Below are 14,712 nucleotides of genomic sequence, written 5' to 3'. Positions count from 1 at the left end.
TCTATTAGGATTATTACTTTGGTAGTGTTTAGAAATCTGTGTCATTTCAGTAGTATATAAAACAGGAATGACATATGACCAAAGACTTCGATCTAGAGCAAGCCTTTAAAGCTCTTCAGTCAGAGCAAGACCTGACAGGCAAAGATGGCTTTTTAACTCCTCTCATCAAACAGATCACTGAAGCGGCTTTAAAAGCTGAGCTTCAGCAGCATCTTGAACAGCTTTAAAGTGGCTGTGTCGATAATTTTACTGTTTTTGAAGGCATTCATAACAAATTACAGCATGCTGAGGAGGCGTCTAAAGAGAGCCGGAAACCGTTGCTTAAGTTGATTGGTGCTGAGCATAAAAAGCAACCACAAGGCATCAACTTCTCACTAGTAGATTACCTTGAACTTGTTGATTGGACAGGGCGAATAATGCGCCCAGATAAGCGCGGAGCGATATCTGTGCAAGTGCCAGCTTTGCTTCATTCACTTGGATTAGATAACGAAACATGGCTCCGTTTAGCTAATGATTTTGTTAAAACCTATCACGGTGCGGTTGGCTCCCTCGAAGAGCTGGCGTTATTTGCAGAGCATACCGGAAAACCTTGGATTTCAGGGAAAAATCACTTACGACGAATGTACCACTAAAACTAACAGTTCAAATGATTTTAGCTACTATATTAGTGACTTGCTAATATTTTTCATACCCAAAAGTCACTGCTGGTAGTGAAATATTTTCCTCTAAGTAAACCCTTCGCAGATTTAGTGATTGAATCGTTTTTTTTCCATTTTTTACTGTGTCATTTCGTTTTTTTGATGCAAAGTGGTTTATTAAAGTTTGGATGTCCGCATTCGCGCATTTGACGATGGCTATAATTCAATTTTGCTCTTTCAAATTAAAGCGAGAGCAAGAAAGGTCAATATCGTAATGTATTGTTTTAGAATATCTTGCGCCCTGCTTGCGTAACAAAGGCGCATCAAGTAAAGCTTATGACAACAATTGATAGGGCTGTGTTTCAAACTGCAGTAAATCTTGTTGTTTTATTGCTGTACGAATACAGCTTGCTTCTTCTCCATTAACCAATACCTCGCTAATAATATTGCGGCTGTTATAGCTGTTGCTCATTACCGCGCAATAGGCGCCAGCATATAAAAAACAAACCAATTCACCGGGTGTTAATAATGCGGGTAATTTAGCCTTTTTCTCAAAAGTATCAGTACTTTCACAGACAGGCCCGACGACATCATACTGTTGCTCTCCCTGTTTTTGTGCAACGGTAATAATCGGATGAATCGCTTGGTATAAAGCGGGACGCATCAAATCATTCATTGCAGCTTCAAGGATCACAAAAGGACGCGGCTCTGCGTGTTTGATATACGTGATCGGCGTGATGAGCAGACCCGCATCGGCAATAATTGAGCGTCCAGGTTCAATATAGATTTTCCCTTTCCAGTCTTTTAATTTCTGCATTATGACATCTGAAAACTGGGTAAAAGTTAATGATTTTTCCTGTCCGTAACTAATGCCAAACCCTCCCCCTAAATCAATATTATTTAATATAAATCCTTCTGTTTTAAACATCTCAATGTGCAACAGTAATTTATCGATTGCAGCAAGGTATGGTGTTGTTTGCTGAATTTGTGAACCAATATGCATGGCTAGCCCTTGGATCTTCACTTGGGTGTTTTTTGCACTGTGTAACATCTTTAAAACCTGATCTAAGCGCACACCAAATTTATTACCTTTAGCGCCAGTGGTGATATTTTTATGCGTGGATATCGACACTTCTGGATTGACTCGAATCATGGCATTAACCGTGTGATTGGCGTCAGCAGCTAGCTGAATTAATAACTCAAGTTCCTCTGCCGACTCGATATTAAACTGCCCCACACCCTGCTGCATTGCTTGTTGTATTTCCGATGATGTTTTACCAACACCTGAAAATATAATTTGTTGTGATGAAAATCCGGCTAATAACGCCCGTTGCATCTCCCCTATAGAAACAATATCTGCCGATAAATTTTGTGCGGCAACGATCTTTAAAATAGATAAGTTGCTGTTTGCTTTAAGGGCGTAATGAATATGAAAACGTGGGTCAGAAAACGCTGTTTGGCATTGTTTAATATTATCTACAATGGCGCGTTGTGAATAACAATAAAAGGGAGTACCTATTTTCTCGGCAAGTTTTTGTATTGAAAAGTTTTCAAAAAAAAGTGTTTGCTGTTGATAGCTTAACTGCTGGGTTAAATTAACCATATTTCTCTCCTGTAAATAGTCGCTATTAGGCTAACGTGGCAAAAGAGAAAAAGTAGCTACTAAATTATCTAAAAGAGGTGATAGATTGTCGTTTTTAGCGTGATTTTATCAAATTTAATGTCGCTATAACGCCTTTTGTTTTACAGTATCAATGAGGGTGGTGTAATGAAATAATAGGTGAAAAGATGGACAAATTTGATCAGAAAATTGTGAATTTATTAGCAGAGAATTCACGTCGCTCGATTGCTAGTATCGGAGAGAAAATTGGTTTGTCACGTACGGCGGTTAATGATCGCGTACAACGATTGCATCAAAGTGGAGAGATTGAGGCTTTTACCCTCAAGCTAAAATCGCCAGACAATAAAAACCTGATATCAGTCTACTTTCAGCTCACCTTTCGTCCTTTTATTCTCAATGCAATTATGACCCAGCTCAATAATATTCCAGAGATAAAACAAGCCCATAGTTTAACCGGGGATACGGATTTAATACTTTATATCCAAGCTGGCTCGATGGGCAGAGTGAATGATATTCGAGAACAACTCAGTCAACTCGATAGTCTTGACAAGTTACAAACGTTCACCGCATTACAAAAAATTATTTAATTTCAAGGGCTGCTAACGAGAACCTCTTTTTAATCTTGATTTCATTTAATAATTAATATCGTTAATTAGTTGATTTTATTAAGATAAAAGTATGGGTATCCCACTTTGGGTTATTGGCAACGGGGTAAAAGCTTTCGCCTACGGCGACGTCATTAAGCTTCAACGAGCAAAGCTTAGCTAAGCAAAAAGAAAGCTCGCCCTGCATGGTAATCCCCCCGAAAATTAATCCCATGCAAAAGTAGAATTTTCTCGTATAGTAAATACAGGAGATTCAACATGAAAAAGTCACGTTACACGGACAGTCAGATCTTATCTATTCTCAAGCAGGCTGAGGCTGGTACACCTGTTCCTGAGCTCTGTCGTGAGCATGGAATGAGCAACGCAACCTTTTACAAGTGGCGTTCGAAATACGGTGGTATGGACGCATCCCTTATGGCGCGGATGAAAGAACTCGAAGATGAAAATCGACGGCTTAAAAAGATGTATGCGGAAGAACGCCTTAAAGCAGAGGTGATCTCAGAGGCGATGGCAAAAAAGTGGTGAAGCCCTGTGAGCGTCGATTGATGGCTCAGCGTTCGGTGGCGAACTATCACATCAGCATTAAAAGTGCATGCTATTGGTTTGGGATCAGCGAGACCTGCTATCGCTATAAATCGAAGCTTCAACCTGAGAATGAGTTGATAGCTCAAGAGTTAGTAACGCTGTGCAACAGTGAAGACTGCTCTGACTGGGGCTTTGGCCTGTGTTTTCACCATTTGCGGAACGTTAAAGGGTATACATGGAACCATAAGCGGGTTTATCGGATCTACTGCGAATTGGCTCTAAACTTACGTATTAGGCCAAAACGACGCCTGAATCGCCATACGCCAGAGCCTCTTAAAGAGCCGATTAAAACAAACCAAGTTTGGTCCGTGGACTTTATGCATGATCAGCTATCTGATGGCCGGAAGTACCGTTTATTCAATGTGATAGATGATTACAAACGTGAAGGTCTGGCGTCAGAACCTGATTTTTCAATGCCCACAGTACGAGTCACTCGGATCTTAGAGCAGCTCATCGAACAACGAACCAAACCTGTTGCGATCCGCTGCGACAATGGTCCTGAGTTCATTAGCCATGCGTTTATTAAATGGGCCAACAACCACGACATTCGAATCGATTATATTCAGCCAGGGAACCCACAACAAAACGCGTATATAGAAAGGTTCAACCGTACTATGAGGTTTGGCTTAGTGAGTAAGTATTTGTTTGACACACTTGAAGAGGTTCAAGAGCGGGCGACCCAATGGTTATGGTTCTACAATCATCAACGACCACACCTTGCAAATGGAGGGTTCCCACCACTAAAAACGGCAGCATGAATTCTACGAATAAATGCGGTTAATAATGGGAGGATTACCCTATTCCTCACTTAAGCTTAAATAATATAAAAATTGACTATTTGTCAATTTTAAGTTATCTTAAAGCTCGACAGGATGTTTCGTCCTGATGCTCTTTAAAACTAATAACTTTTTTCGAATCGTAACTGGCAGAAATGCCGATTATCTTAGTGATAATCCGGTCGCACCCACAGCTCGTAATGACGTAAACCTAACCTAAATGCAGAAGATTGATTCCATGTAGGTAAAGGCTTGACTCGTAACGTTGCACAGACAGAATATCGGCTCACAGGCTCACAGGCTCACAGGCTTACAGGCTTACAGGCTTACAGGCTTACAGGCTTACAGGCTTACAGGCTTACAGGCTTACAGGCTTACAGGCTTACAGGCTTACAGGCTTACAGGCTTACAGGCTTACAGGCTTACAGGCTTACAGGCTTACAGGCTTACAGGCTTACAGGCTTACAGGCTTACAGGCTTACAGGCTTACAGGCTTACAGGCTTACAGGCTTACAGGCTGATAGAGAATTGTATGGAGGGGGAGAGCAAAATTGCTCTGAAGATTGTGGTTTACGCTATCTGTATCATTTTATTCGGTTCGGTAATTTTTTGGAGGGGAATTTCCCAACAACGAATAAAAAGGTAATTAGATGAATACACAAGTTTTAAAGAAGTCACGTGAAGTTCTTAAACAGATTTTACGTGAAAAGCATGATGATATAGATAGCAATACGAAGTCAGAAGTTGAGGCGCTAATCGAGCAGATTGACGCTGAACTCTCTGGGATTTCGCAGACGAAAACTACCAAGCGTGAGGTTTTGGAAACGTTCGGGGTTTTGTTAAGCGTAATCCATAGGGGGGCTGAATTACTTGATAAAGTTCTCTCAATTTTCAGTTCGTAAAGTAAACCATTAATTTTTTTATTATGAATTTTTCAAATACGTTAGAGAAGTGCAGAAAGCACAGAAAAATGTCGAAAAAAGACTTGGCAAATAGAATAGGTAAAAGTGCTTCGTACATTACTCTGTTAGAGCAGGGTAAGCGAGAACCTAATTTAGGCCTGGTTGAAGATTTGTGCCAAGCTTTAGACATCCCAACTTCAGTCTTCATGTTCCTAGCATCGCAGGAGCAAGACGTACCGTTCAGTGACGAGCTTACAAATAAGCTTGAGTCACTCATGTATCAACTTATCGATGATGCCGAATCCGACATATAACTTGAAAGCAATTGGTAGTATAGAGGCGCTTTCAAGAATGCTCCAACTTCCAATCCCTCGTATTCGCTATCTTGCCCAAAATACATCAGGTTTCTATCGGGTTGCTAGAATCAAAACAAAGGCAAATGGCGACAAGCGTATTACTTATGACGCTTACCACTCGTTGAAAAATGTACATAAGACGCTAAAGGTAAGGCTGTTCCAGAATGTTTCCTATCCTGACTACATCCAAGGTGCTATCTCTGGGCGTTCCTATATCGGAAACGTAAAGAAACATACCAAGAGTACTATTATCATATGTGAAGATATTACAAATTTCTTTCCTACCATACGTGAGTCCGATGTCGAAAAGATGTTCATGCGTCTTTTCCACTTTCCTAAAGAAGTGGCTAGCCTTCTCACTGGGTTAGTCACTCTAAATGGCACTGTTCCACAAGGGGGCGTTTGTAGTAGTTATGTTGCAAACCTAGTTATGTGGGAAAGAGAGTCAGTCCTAGTTGCTTTACTTCAAGCTAAGAACCTTACTTATACTCGTTATGTTGACGATATAACGGTCTCGTCTAAAGACTATATTGAGAAAGCAGAGATAAGCAGCGTTATAGCTTCCATATACGGTATGTTGAAGAATTTTGGTGTCAAGCCAAATAAAGCAAAACACGAAGTCTTGAGTAATGGCATGCATCAAAAGGTTCACCGAGTTGGGGTGAACGGTAAGCGGCCAAGTTTTGGAAAAGAGGAAAAGAAACGAGTTCGAAGTGCGGTGTATAACCTAGAAGCACTGTTTAAAGACAATGCTTGTTCGTATGACGAGTACCTGAAAGCATTCAACTCGGCAAGTGCATTGGTAGCGAAGCTAAAGCAATTGAATGTGCGTCAAGGACAAAAGTACAGAGAAAATCTCAACCTACTCAAACCATCAGCCAAGAGAGTTGAGCTTAGCAATCAATAATTAGTGGGTGAAAGAATTTGGCCGCTTGACTATAGGCTTTTGCAATACCTTACGCTGATCCGTTAAGTGCTAGTTTAGCAAAGTCACTCACACGTTTTTTGGGCTGGACGTGTAACACAATATATACCCCATTGTGTTTTAGTGAAAAATATCAAAAATGAGAAAAAGCAAGCCGATGAGGTACATTGCTTCATCATAATTCTGTCGACAAGTCTTAAGCCTTAACAGTTATGTTTAATTCAGAAAAAGACATTATTGATACTATTTTCAATTTACGTGCTGATGTATGGCAACTATTCTTTACTTAAGATTCTATCTAACTATGTTAGGTAGTTTGTACAAAGCATATATAGAGTTAGCTATGGCTGTATTAGACTTAAAATGTTTTGACCTCCAGAGTAAGTTCGCTGAAGATGGTTTTATTCATAACCTGTATCAAATTGAATATTTTCAACATTTTTGATGGCCTGCTGGCTCTAATTTACTTCTCGCCATTTTCTTTTTGTATTGTGTATGGAGTAAGGTTTTGGCGAAGCTATGAGGAATAATTGTGAACGATAAGATTTTTTCGCAGCAAGGTATCCATGTATTTTTTCTAAAGGCGTCTATAGCGATTATAGTGTTCTTGATGACAGCTATAATCGTTCAGCAGTTACAAGGTATGGCTGCTCAGGAAAGTAAGCTATATCTAGATAAAGCAATTGCCCAAGCTGAAGTTAGTTTTTATGAAGAACAAAAGTTAGTTAATCCTGAAGATAAACTGAAACAAAAAATCGCATCTGCAAAGTTGGAAGCTCTATCAAAATCAATTGAAACACATGACTCTTTACTCGAGTTCAACGAAAATTTGGCAGTGCTTTGCTTTATGCTTTCCATAATGAGTTTAAGCATTGGCCTTTTCTTTTGGATAAATTACTTACCATATGCTCAAGTGGCAGCTATATCAGTATCGAGTAATGCAACTGAAAAACCTTGGGAAGAGCCATATTTTATTACACCAAGGGAGTACCAGCAGTATTCGGTGCGTGTAAAGCATTTAGATTTACCCAATTAAACGGAACGTTGTATCTTCAAGTCCTAACGAGTTTCTGCCCCAAAGTTGTTTAGATTAGAAACTCATTCACATTGTGCTTATCTGTTTTTGCTATATTTCAGCTAATGCGATAGGCAAAATCCAGGATCCACCCCTACATTTCCGAAGCGTAAAACAACTGTTGGAAAGGATAGCTGACAAAACTAGCGTGTTAGAGAAAAATAGTACGCAGTAATTGATGTTTGCTTAATTTTTATTAAATTCAATGGCTTGAGTTGAAGTTTTTGAGATGCATGGCAAACCATGTGTATATCTGCATACAATAATCGTTGACTAAATAGTAGGTGTTAACCATAATTACGCTGCTCACCTACTATTGAGTAGAAAGAGGTGACCGTATCGCCCGGTCTACAATAGGCGACCAATCCCCTCCAATTCCTTTTAGAACCAGGAATAATCGCGTAGCCCATTCTCGTTATTGATATAGTTGTTGTATCGCACTTGATAGTCGTTTTTCTTGCGTTGATGATCAACGTAGAAACTTGTTACTAGAAAAGAACTGGCTCTTCCTAGCTTTTGGAGGATAACGACAAAATCGTCATCCTTAGCCCAAAGATACAAACGAATATTTTTCTTTGAGTTGGTCTCTTTGTGATAAAACAGCTTAATCGAAGCATCTTGATGATTTGTGATTATCTGTCGAACCCACTCCAGACGAGACGCTCTTCGAAAGTCGGGATAGCGTTCTAATATCCTAACATGTCGTCTACCGTTTACCCACTCGACTTCTTTTTCTTTTCTAGTGGTTAGGTGCCAAAATGTGTCTTCTTTACCATCCGTTTTTCGATGACATTGAGGGTTGATGTAGATCTCGCCCGCTAGGTATGTATCGGTTGATATAAAGTCTCTGTGAAAGAATTCATACAGGTGATTGATGATTTGAGTCGCGTCAACAATAGACAAGTCAATCGGTTCGCTTAGCATTTTGCCCCCTTTCTAGGGTTAAACCTGAATATGTTGAATTGGTCTTCCCAAGGAGGAGTGCCGCAATCTAAAGAAGAACATAATTTCTCTTCTAAGTAAGAGACAAATCGCTTTTTTATTCCGCTAGTCTTGGGGATGTCATTTCTATTTTTGTATGCAATTGCACCAATCAAAAGGTCACAAAGTTGAATTAATTGTACTTCGTACGATTGAACGATTGTTGCTTTAGCTGATAGTTGCCAGTGAGTACCGTTTTGCAAAACCTCACACATTTTCAGTGTTTTTTCAGCACCAAGCGTATCCATGTAATCTAGATATATACGATATTCATTGTCGACTTTTAAGAAGTCTCTCAAAGTGTAATAGAACATTTTGTAGTAGAAATCGCTATGAGAGCCTGCGTTATACTGGTTGTGATCAAGAGAGTTTTTATTTAGGACAACGGTAGATTTGAAGTTAACCTCCTGATCATCCAAGATTAAATCAATCAAGTCCTTATAGAGAGGCCACTGATGTTTGTTCAGTTTGCTCCATTTCAGCTCCGGTTTGTAGTTGTGTTTGTGCCTCAGGCTTTTGATACTTCGAGTTAAATTCTCTGCTTTTTCCGCACTGCAATGAAAAGCTCCCAGCACCATTACGTCACTGCCATCGTGAAGTAGGTGACAGCTTTCATCACAAAATATCTTGTAGACTGCCATTTCTAGGTTTGTACCGAAACATTATGATTGATGAAGAATAATCTCATAAAAAACGCAACATAATCAATTGCAGAGTTCTTTCATTTCTGTATGAGTGGAGGGGCAGTTTTTGCTCTTTACTATTGATGCTTCCCCCCTACTTTTTCTAAGTCAATTCATCAGAGAGAGGCTACTCCCTAGCTCAAATTGTCCAAAAATGAGTTAGCTCTACTCCTCGTATCCTTCTCTATCCCAATTTCTACTTATTTGCGATGGATGTCACGAAATGTGGGGTGTAGTTTCAAAGTAGCGGAAAGAATTCCAATGAAACTGAAACCTACACTTAAGCTGTTGATTCGAGATAAAACCTTGCTTCATTAATCATGCTGTATATACTAACAGTGTGCTGTATAAACTTACAGGTAGATTATGAAACCCTTAACGCCCCGTCAAACCGAAGTGTTTGAATTGATCCGTCGTAACATTCAAGACACAGGCATGCCGCCAACTCGCGCTGAAATCGCCAAAGAGCTGGGCTTTCGCTCGGCCAATGCTGCCGAAGAACATTTACGCGCCTTAGCTAAAAAAGGGGTGATTGAGATGATCCCCGGCGCTTCGCGCGGGATCCGTATTAGCGAAGACCATTTACCTGCTAATGCCGCGAATGACGAGCCAGAAGAAATCGGCTTGCCGCTGATTGGACAAGTGGCCGCAGGTGCCCCTATTTTGGCACAACAACATGTTGAGTCGCACTATGCGGTCGATGCTAATTTGTTTCATCCGCATGCCGATTATCTGTTGCGGGTGCAGGGCATGAGCATGAAAGACATCGGAATTATGGATGGCGATTTATTAGCGGTGCATAAAACCAACGATGTGCATAATGGTCAGGTGGTGGTGGCGCGCTTAGACGATGAAGTCACTGTGAAGCGCTTTCAACGTGACGGGAAAATGGTCTACCTTCATCCCGAGAACGAAGCACTTTCAACTATCGAAGTTGATTTAGAGTATCAAAGTGTTGATATTGAAGGTTTAGCGGTGGGGATCATCCGTACCGCAGACTGGATGTAGTTACTCCCTAAAACTAAGTTCCCTTCTTTTTAAAGCCCAAATTATAGCAATTTGGGCTTTTGTCGTTTACTTCACAGCTTTTATTTTAAATGTCTATATTTATAACATTCTATTTACAATTATTTAACTAAGCGTCTATTTTATAAGCAGTAAGGTATTTTAATTGCGAAGCCTTGCTGCTTTGGGAAGGGAGTTTTCCCTTATTTTGCGGCCACTTTATTATTGTAAGCAGCGATGTTTGCAATGAAGTGACCGGCCTTGGCTACGAGCAAAGGAGAGCGCTGTGGGCCGATGGATACCGCTAGTATTGCTGGCATGTTGGGTGAATCAAGCATGGGCGCAACAAACGATGTCGTTCAATTTACGCCCTGGTGTCACCGCCATTAGTGAGCAGGTTTACGGCTTGCACATGACTATTTTTTATATATGTTGTGTCATTGGGCTGGTGGTGTTTGGGGTGATGTTCTGGGCGATTTTTCATCATCGAAAGTCCAAGGGAGCCGTTGCCGCACAATTTCATGAGAGCACCAAAGTTGAAATTGTCTGGACGATAATTCCCTTCATCATTTTGATCGGCATGGCGATTCCTGCCACAAAAACCTTATTAGCGATGGAAGATCCTTCCGATGCCGATCTCACTATTCAAGTCACTGGTTCGCAGTGGAAGTGGCACTACCGCTATTTTGATCATGAGCTGGAATACTACAGCGTGTTGGCCTCGGATATGAAGCAAGTACAGGGCAAGCTTGCTAAGCGCGATAACTACTTATTGGAAGTAGATCATCCACTGGTGCTGCCAGTCGGCAAGAAGGTTCGTTTTTTAATGACTTCGGAGGATGTGATCCACTCCTGGTGGGTACCCGACTTTGCGGTCAAAAAAGATGCTAATCCGGGTTTTATTAACGAGGCCTGGACCAAAATTGACCAGCCGGGGATTTACCGCGGCCAATGTGCCGAACTTTGCGGTAAAGACCACGGCTTTATGCCGATTGTGGTGATTGCTAAACCTCAGGAGGAATACCTTGCTTGGTTGGCTCAGGCCGAAGCCGCTTACGTAGAAAAGCAGCAACAAGAGTTGGCCATGGTGGCGTTGACCATGGATAACGAGGAGCTGATGTCCTTAGGCAAAAGCGTTTATGAGAAGACTTGCGCCGCCTGCCACCAAGCCAATGGAGAAGGCCTGCCAGGGGTATTTCCAGCCTTAAAAGGCAGCCCAGTTGCGACCGGTGATGTGAACCAACATATCGACATGGTGGTGCATGGTGTGGCAGGAACCGCGATGCAGGCCTTTGGTAAGCAACTCGGTCTGAAAGAATTAGCGGCAGTTATTAGCTACGAGCGGAATGCTTGGGGGAATGATACGGGCGATATGGTGCAGGCTAAGGATGTCGCGGCAGTACAAGACGCGGCCAAGTAGCCACGGTTGGATAAATCGATTGGTGATAGCGGAACGACTAAGGACGTTGCCATGTTCAAGTACGACACGACGCGGCGCAATAGGCAATAGAAGGGAGAGTTAGATGAGCGCGACCACGGAGCTTAACCCGCAACAGGTAGAACATCACCACGCACCGCGTGGCCTATTGCGCTGGGTATTAACCACCAACCACAAAGACATTGGCTCAATGTATTTGTGGTTTAGCTTTGCCATGTTTATTACCGGCGGCGCGATGGCGATGGTGATCCGTGCAGAGCTATTCCAGCCGGGCCTGCAATTGGTGGAGCCAAACTTTTTTAATCAAATGACCACCATGCACGGCTTAATCATGGTGTTTGGCGCGGTGATGCCCGCCTTTACTGGCTTAGCTAATTGGTTGGTACCGATGATGATTGGCGCTCCCGATATGGCCTTGCCTCGTATGAATAACTGGAGCTTTTGGATCTTACCCTTCGCTTTTACCATGTTATTAGCCTCGTTATTTATGGAAGGGGGCGGGCCCAACTTTGGTTGGACGTTTTACGCGCCACTTTCCACCAAATATAGTCCCGATAGCACCGCCTTATTTGTGTTTTCAGTACATATCATGGGGATCAGCTCCATTATGGGCGCGATTAATGTGATTGTGACCATCATGAATTTGCGTGCCCCCGGTATGACTTATATGAAATTACCCTTGTTCGTTTGGACTTGGCTGATCACCGCCTTCTTGTTGATTGCGGTGATGCCGGTGTTGGCGGGAGCTGTGACCATGGTGCTTACCGATAAATACTTCGGCACTTCGTTCTTCGATGCCGCAGGCGGGGGCGATCCAGTATTGTTTCAGCATATTTTCTGGTTCTTCGGCCACCCCGAAGTGTACATCATGATTTTGCCTTCATTTGGCATTATTTCGGCGATTATTCCCGCTTTTTCTCGGAAGAAACTCTTTGGTTATGCATCGATGGTGTATGCCACTGCCTCGATTGCCGGTTTAAGTTTTGTGGTTTGGGCCCACCATATGTTTACCACGGGGATGCCGGTGGAAGCCGAGTTATTCTTTATGTTTTGTACCATGCTGATCTCGGTGCCAACCGGGGTTAAGGTCTTCAATTGGGTTGCCACCATGTGGCGCGGCAGCCTGACGTTTGAAACGCCGATGCTATTTGCCGTGGCCTTTATCGTACTTTTTACCATTGGCGGTTTCTCTGGTTTGATGCTGGCGATCACGCCAGTGGATTTTCAATACCATGATACTTATTTTGTGGTGGCGCATTTTCACTATGTGTTGGTGACGGGGGCTATCTTCTCGATTATGGCGGCCACCTATTATTGGCTGCCGAAATGGAGTGGCAAGATGTATGACGAGGGGCTGGGGCGCCTGCATTTTTGGTGCTCGCTGATATCGGTGAATGTATTGTTTTTCCCGATGCACTTTCTTGGTCTAAGTGGTATGCCGCGGCGTATTCCCGACTATGCGCTGCAATTTGCCGATGTGAATGCCATCGTCAGTATTGGTGGCTTCGCCTTTGGTTTGTCACAATTTATCTTCCTGTATCTGGTGATCAAGTGTATTCGCAGCGGTGAGCCTGCGCCAGCGAAGCCTTGGGAAGGCGCGGAAGGTTTAGAGTGGGATAATTTGCCATCACCTGCGCCCTACCATAGTTTTACTACGCCGCCGGAGATTAAATAACATGGCTGCCCATCGCCGTTTAGTGCTTCGGCTGCTATTGGTGGTGGTGGCGATGTTCGGCTTTGGTTTTGCTTTGGTTCCGCTTTACGATGTGTTTTGTAAGGTGACAGGGATTAATGGTAAAACCGCCAATCAGGCCAGTGAGTTAAGCACTATTGCGCCTCAGAAACGCAGTGTCACGGTGGAGTTTATCACCTATGTACCGCGCGCCTTAAATTGGCAATTTGGCGCGACCGTAAATCGAATTAAGGTTCACCCAGGGGAAAGCCTATTGGTTGACTTTAGCGCGACTAATCAGAGTGCCCTGACTACCACGGTGCAAGCGGTACCTTCGGTCAGCCCCGGTTTGGCGGCCAATCATTTTAAAAAGATCAGCTGTTTTTGTTTTCAACAGCAAACGCTTACCCCGGGGCAGCGGCAAACGATGCCGCTGAATTTTTATATCGATCCAGAGTTACCCAGAGACATTACCACCATCACTTTGGCTTACACCCTATTTGCGGTTAGTGCGGATGAGCCGGAGCTGAGCAATACGGCGCAACAGCGTGCCGATGGAGAGCAGAGCAATGACGCAGCCTTATGAAAAATATTATGTTCCCGCCCAGAGCGTGTGGCCAATTATGGGGGCTGTGGGCTTATTTTTAACCGCGATGGGGGCGGGCTTTACAGTACAACAAATGGGCTCAGAACTTAACTATGGTTTGTGGATCTTGGGCTGTGGTTTTGTGGTGCTGATTAGCATGCTGTTTGGCTGGTTTGGCAATGTGATTAGCGAAAGTATGCAAGGCCACTATAGCGCGCAAATGGATCGCTCGTTTCGCCAAGGCATGAGCTGGTTTATTTTCTCTGAGGTGATGTTTTTTGGTGCCTTCTTTGGTGCTTTGTTTTATGCCCGAATGATTGCGGTGCCGTGGCTTGGCGGTGCCGGCAATAATGCCATGACCGCAGCGGTATTGTGGCCTGAGTTTGAAGCCATTTGGCCATTACTCGATACCCCTGGGGGGATCCAAACTGAGGCCATGGGTTGGTACGGCTTACCATTGTTGAATACACTTATTTTGGTGACATCTTCAGTTACCTTGCATTTCGCTCATGTCAGTTTAGAAAAAGATAAACGCACACCCTTGAAGTTGTGGTTAGCCCTCACCTTGGTATTGGGCTTTTCCTTTTTGTTTTTTCAAGTTGAAGAATACCTACATGCCTATCAAGAATTAGACTTGCGTTTAGACTCCGGTATTTACGGTAATACTTTCTTCTTGCTCACTGGTTTTCACGGTTTACACGTCACCCTTGGTGCCTTGATGTTAACGGTGATGCTGCTGCGGGTTTTAAAGGGGCATTTTAGTGGCGATAAACATTTTGCGTTTATGGCGGCCAGTTGGTATTGGCACTTTGTTGATGTGGTGTGGTTGTGCCTATTTCTATTTGTTTACGTGTTGTAAGTGTC

At 42.8% G+C, this 14,712-nt stretch carries 16 protein-coding genes and 1 pseudogene; 14 read left to right on the top strand and 3 right to left on the bottom strand.

The window, feature by feature from the left end; translation table 11 throughout:
* Positions 1 to 74 precede the first annotated feature (74 nt).
* Positions 75 to 215 (top strand): annotated as a pseudogene (locus ACRRSY_RS20395) (IS256 family transposase); the annotation flags it as partial.
* Between the two features lie 102 nt (positions 216 to 317).
* Positions 318 to 632 (top strand): transposase, encoded by a 315-nt coding sequence (locus ACRRSY_RS20390; protein WP_432460286.1) that lies wholly within the window; start codon positions 318 to 320, stop codon positions 630 to 632.
* A 340-nt stretch (positions 633 to 972) separates the two neighbouring features.
* On the opposite strand, the gene lysA is transcribed toward ACRRSY_RS20390, so the two are convergent.
* Positions 973 to 2,241, bottom strand: coding sequence for a diaminopimelate decarboxylase (gene lysA, locus ACRRSY_RS20385; RefSeq protein ID WP_432463902.1), 1,269 nt, complete (start codon positions 2,239 to 2,241; stop codon positions 973 to 975).
* Positions 2,242 to 2,426: 185 nt separating this feature from the next.
* On the opposite strand from lysA, the gene ACRRSY_RS20380 reads away from it, so the two are divergent.
* The 7 genes from ACRRSY_RS20380 (at position 2,427) to ACRRSY_RS20350 (ending at position 7,444) form a co-directional block, all read left to right on the top strand.
* Positions 2,427 to 2,846: an Lrp/AsnC family transcriptional regulator gene (locus tag ACRRSY_RS20380; protein WP_432455742.1), complete on the top strand. Its 420-nt coding sequence runs from the start codon at positions 2,427 to 2,429 to the stop codon at positions 2,844 to 2,846.
* Between the two features lie 276 nt (positions 2,847 to 3,122).
* Positions 3,123 to 4,207 (top strand): IS3 family transposase gene (locus ACRRSY_RS20375; protein WP_432463855.1). Its coding sequence is split into 2 segments (ribosomal slippage): positions 3,123 to 3,372 and positions 3,372 to 4,207, totalling 1,086 coding nucleotides; the frame shifts between segments, so codons are not numbered across the junction.
* A 270-nt stretch (positions 4,208 to 4,477) separates the two neighbouring features.
* The gene (locus ACRRSY_RS20370) at positions 4,478 to 4,879 is read left to right on the top strand and encodes a hypothetical protein (RefSeq protein ID WP_432463901.1); all 402 of its coding nucleotides are present in this window, start codon (positions 4,478 to 4,480) and stop codon (positions 4,877 to 4,879) included.
* Positions 4,876 to 5,127 (top strand): hypothetical protein, encoded by a 252-nt coding sequence (locus ACRRSY_RS20365; protein WP_432463900.1) that lies wholly within the window; start codon positions 4,876 to 4,878, stop codon positions 5,125 to 5,127. Before ACRRSY_RS20370 ends, ACRRSY_RS20365 begins: the two co-directional genes overlap by 4 nt.
* 68 nt (positions 5,128 to 5,195) lie before the next feature.
* Complete coding sequence (locus tag ACRRSY_RS20360) at positions 5,196 to 5,441, top strand: helix-turn-helix domain-containing protein (protein WP_439033334.1); 246 nt, start codon at positions 5,196 to 5,198, stop codon at positions 5,439 to 5,441.
* Positions 5,419 to 6,390, top strand: coding sequence for a reverse transcriptase family protein (locus tag ACRRSY_RS20355; RefSeq protein WP_432463898.1), 972 nt, complete (start codon positions 5,419 to 5,421; stop codon positions 6,388 to 6,390). Before ACRRSY_RS20360 ends, ACRRSY_RS20355 begins: the two co-directional genes overlap by 23 nt.
* A 550-nt stretch (positions 6,391 to 6,940) precedes the next feature.
* Entirely contained in the window at positions 6,941 to 7,444 is a 504-nt protein-coding gene (locus tag ACRRSY_RS20350; RefSeq protein WP_432460283.1) for a hypothetical protein, read from the top strand.
* 420 nt (positions 7,445 to 7,864) lie between these two features.
* Here the strand turns inward: ACRRSY_RS20350 and ACRRSY_RS20345 are convergent, their stop codons facing one another.
* Entirely contained in the window at positions 7,865 to 8,407 is a 543-nt protein-coding gene (locus tag ACRRSY_RS20345; protein WP_432460282.1) for a hypothetical protein, read from the bottom strand.
* On the bottom strand, positions 8,401 to 9,105 hold the full coding sequence (locus ACRRSY_RS20340) for a DUF3800 domain-containing protein (RefSeq protein ID WP_432460280.1): 705 nt from the start codon (positions 9,103 to 9,105) through the stop codon (positions 8,401 to 8,403). Before ACRRSY_RS20340 ends, ACRRSY_RS20345 begins: the two co-directional genes overlap by 7 nt.
* Before the next feature lie 408 nt (positions 9,106 to 9,513).
* On the opposite strand from ACRRSY_RS20340, the gene lexA reads away from it, so the two are divergent.
* From lexA to ACRRSY_RS20315, 5 genes are all read left to right on the top strand, one after another.
* On the top strand, positions 9,514 to 10,155 hold the full coding sequence (lexA, locus tag ACRRSY_RS20335) for a transcriptional repressor LexA (RefSeq protein WP_432455754.1): 642 nt from the start codon (positions 9,514 to 9,516) through the stop codon (positions 10,153 to 10,155).
* 349 nt (positions 10,156 to 10,504) lie between these two features.
* Entirely contained in the window at positions 10,505 to 11,572 is a 1,068-nt protein-coding gene (coxB, locus tag ACRRSY_RS20330) for a cytochrome c oxidase subunit II (RefSeq protein ID WP_432456132.1), read from the top strand.
* 103 nt (positions 11,573 to 11,675) lie between these two features.
* Positions 11,676 to 13,265 carry a cytochrome c oxidase subunit I gene (gene ctaD, locus ACRRSY_RS20325; RefSeq protein ID WP_432455755.1) on the top strand — a complete coding sequence of 530 codons (1,590 nt, stop codon included), beginning with the start codon at positions 11,676 to 11,678 and terminating at the stop codon, positions 13,263 to 13,265.
* Between the two features lies 1 nt (position 13,266).
* The gene (locus ACRRSY_RS20320) at positions 13,267 to 13,848 is read left to right on the top strand and encodes a cytochrome c oxidase assembly protein (protein WP_432463897.1); all 582 of its coding nucleotides are present in this window, start codon (positions 13,267 to 13,269) and stop codon (positions 13,846 to 13,848) included.
* Complete coding sequence (locus ACRRSY_RS20315) at positions 13,832 to 14,707, top strand: cytochrome c oxidase subunit 3 (RefSeq protein ID WP_432455757.1); 876 nt, start codon at positions 13,832 to 13,834, stop codon at positions 14,705 to 14,707. The genes ACRRSY_RS20320 and ACRRSY_RS20315 overlap by 17 nt, the downstream gene beginning before the upstream one ends.
* The last annotated feature ends 5 nt before the right edge of the window (positions 14,708 to 14,712 follow it).

Source organism: Agarivorans sp. QJM3NY_33 (genome assembly GCF_050870865.2).
GTDB lineage: Bacteria > Pseudomonadota > Gammaproteobacteria > Enterobacterales > Celerinatantimonadaceae > Agarivorans.
Note: the sequence above shows the minus strand (reverse complement) of the source record. Positions and strands in the feature narration are given on the sequence as shown.

Excerpts from the sequence above, each read along its gene's own strand:
- lysA (WP_432463902.1), bottom strand. The coding sequence starts at position 2,241 with ATGGTTAATTTAACCCAGCAGTTAAGCTATCAACAGCAAACACTTTTT.
- ACRRSY_RS20380 (WP_432455742.1), top strand. The coding sequence starts at position 2,427 with ATGGACAAATTTGATCAGAAAATTGTGAATTTATTAGCAGAGAATTCA.
- ACRRSY_RS20365 (WP_432463900.1), top strand. The coding sequence starts at position 4,876 with ATGAATACACAAGTTTTAAAGAAGTCACGTGAAGTTCTTAAACAGATT.
- ACRRSY_RS20360 (WP_439033334.1), top strand. The coding sequence starts at position 5,196 with ATGTCGAAAAAAGACTTGGCAAATAGAATAGGTAAAAGTGCTTCGTAC.
- ACRRSY_RS20355 (WP_432463898.1), top strand. The coding sequence starts at position 5,419 with ATGATGCCGAATCCGACATATAACTTGAAAGCAATTGGTAGTATAGAG.
- ACRRSY_RS20345 (WP_432460282.1), bottom strand. The coding sequence starts at position 8,407 with ATGCTAAGCGAACCGATTGACTTGTCTATTGTTGACGCGACTCAAATC.
- ACRRSY_RS20340 (WP_432460280.1), bottom strand. The coding sequence starts at position 9,105 with ATGGCAGTCTACAAGATATTTTGTGATGAAAGCTGTCACCTACTTCAC.
- lexA (WP_432455754.1), top strand. The coding sequence starts at position 9,514 with ATGAAACCCTTAACGCCCCGTCAAACCGAAGTGTTTGAATTGATCCGT.
- coxB (WP_432456132.1), top strand. The coding sequence starts at position 10,505 with ATGTCGTTCAATTTACGCCCTGGTGTCACCGCCATTAGTGAGCAGGTT.
- ctaD (WP_432455755.1), top strand. The coding sequence starts at position 11,676 with ATGAGCGCGACCACGGAGCTTAACCCGCAACAGGTAGAACATCACCAC.
- ACRRSY_RS20320 (WP_432463897.1), top strand. The coding sequence starts at position 13,267 with ATGGCTGCCCATCGCCGTTTAGTGCTTCGGCTGCTATTGGTGGTGGTG.
- ACRRSY_RS20315 (WP_432455757.1), top strand. The coding sequence starts at position 13,832 with ATGACGCAGCCTTATGAAAAATATTATGTTCCCGCCCAGAGCGTGTGG.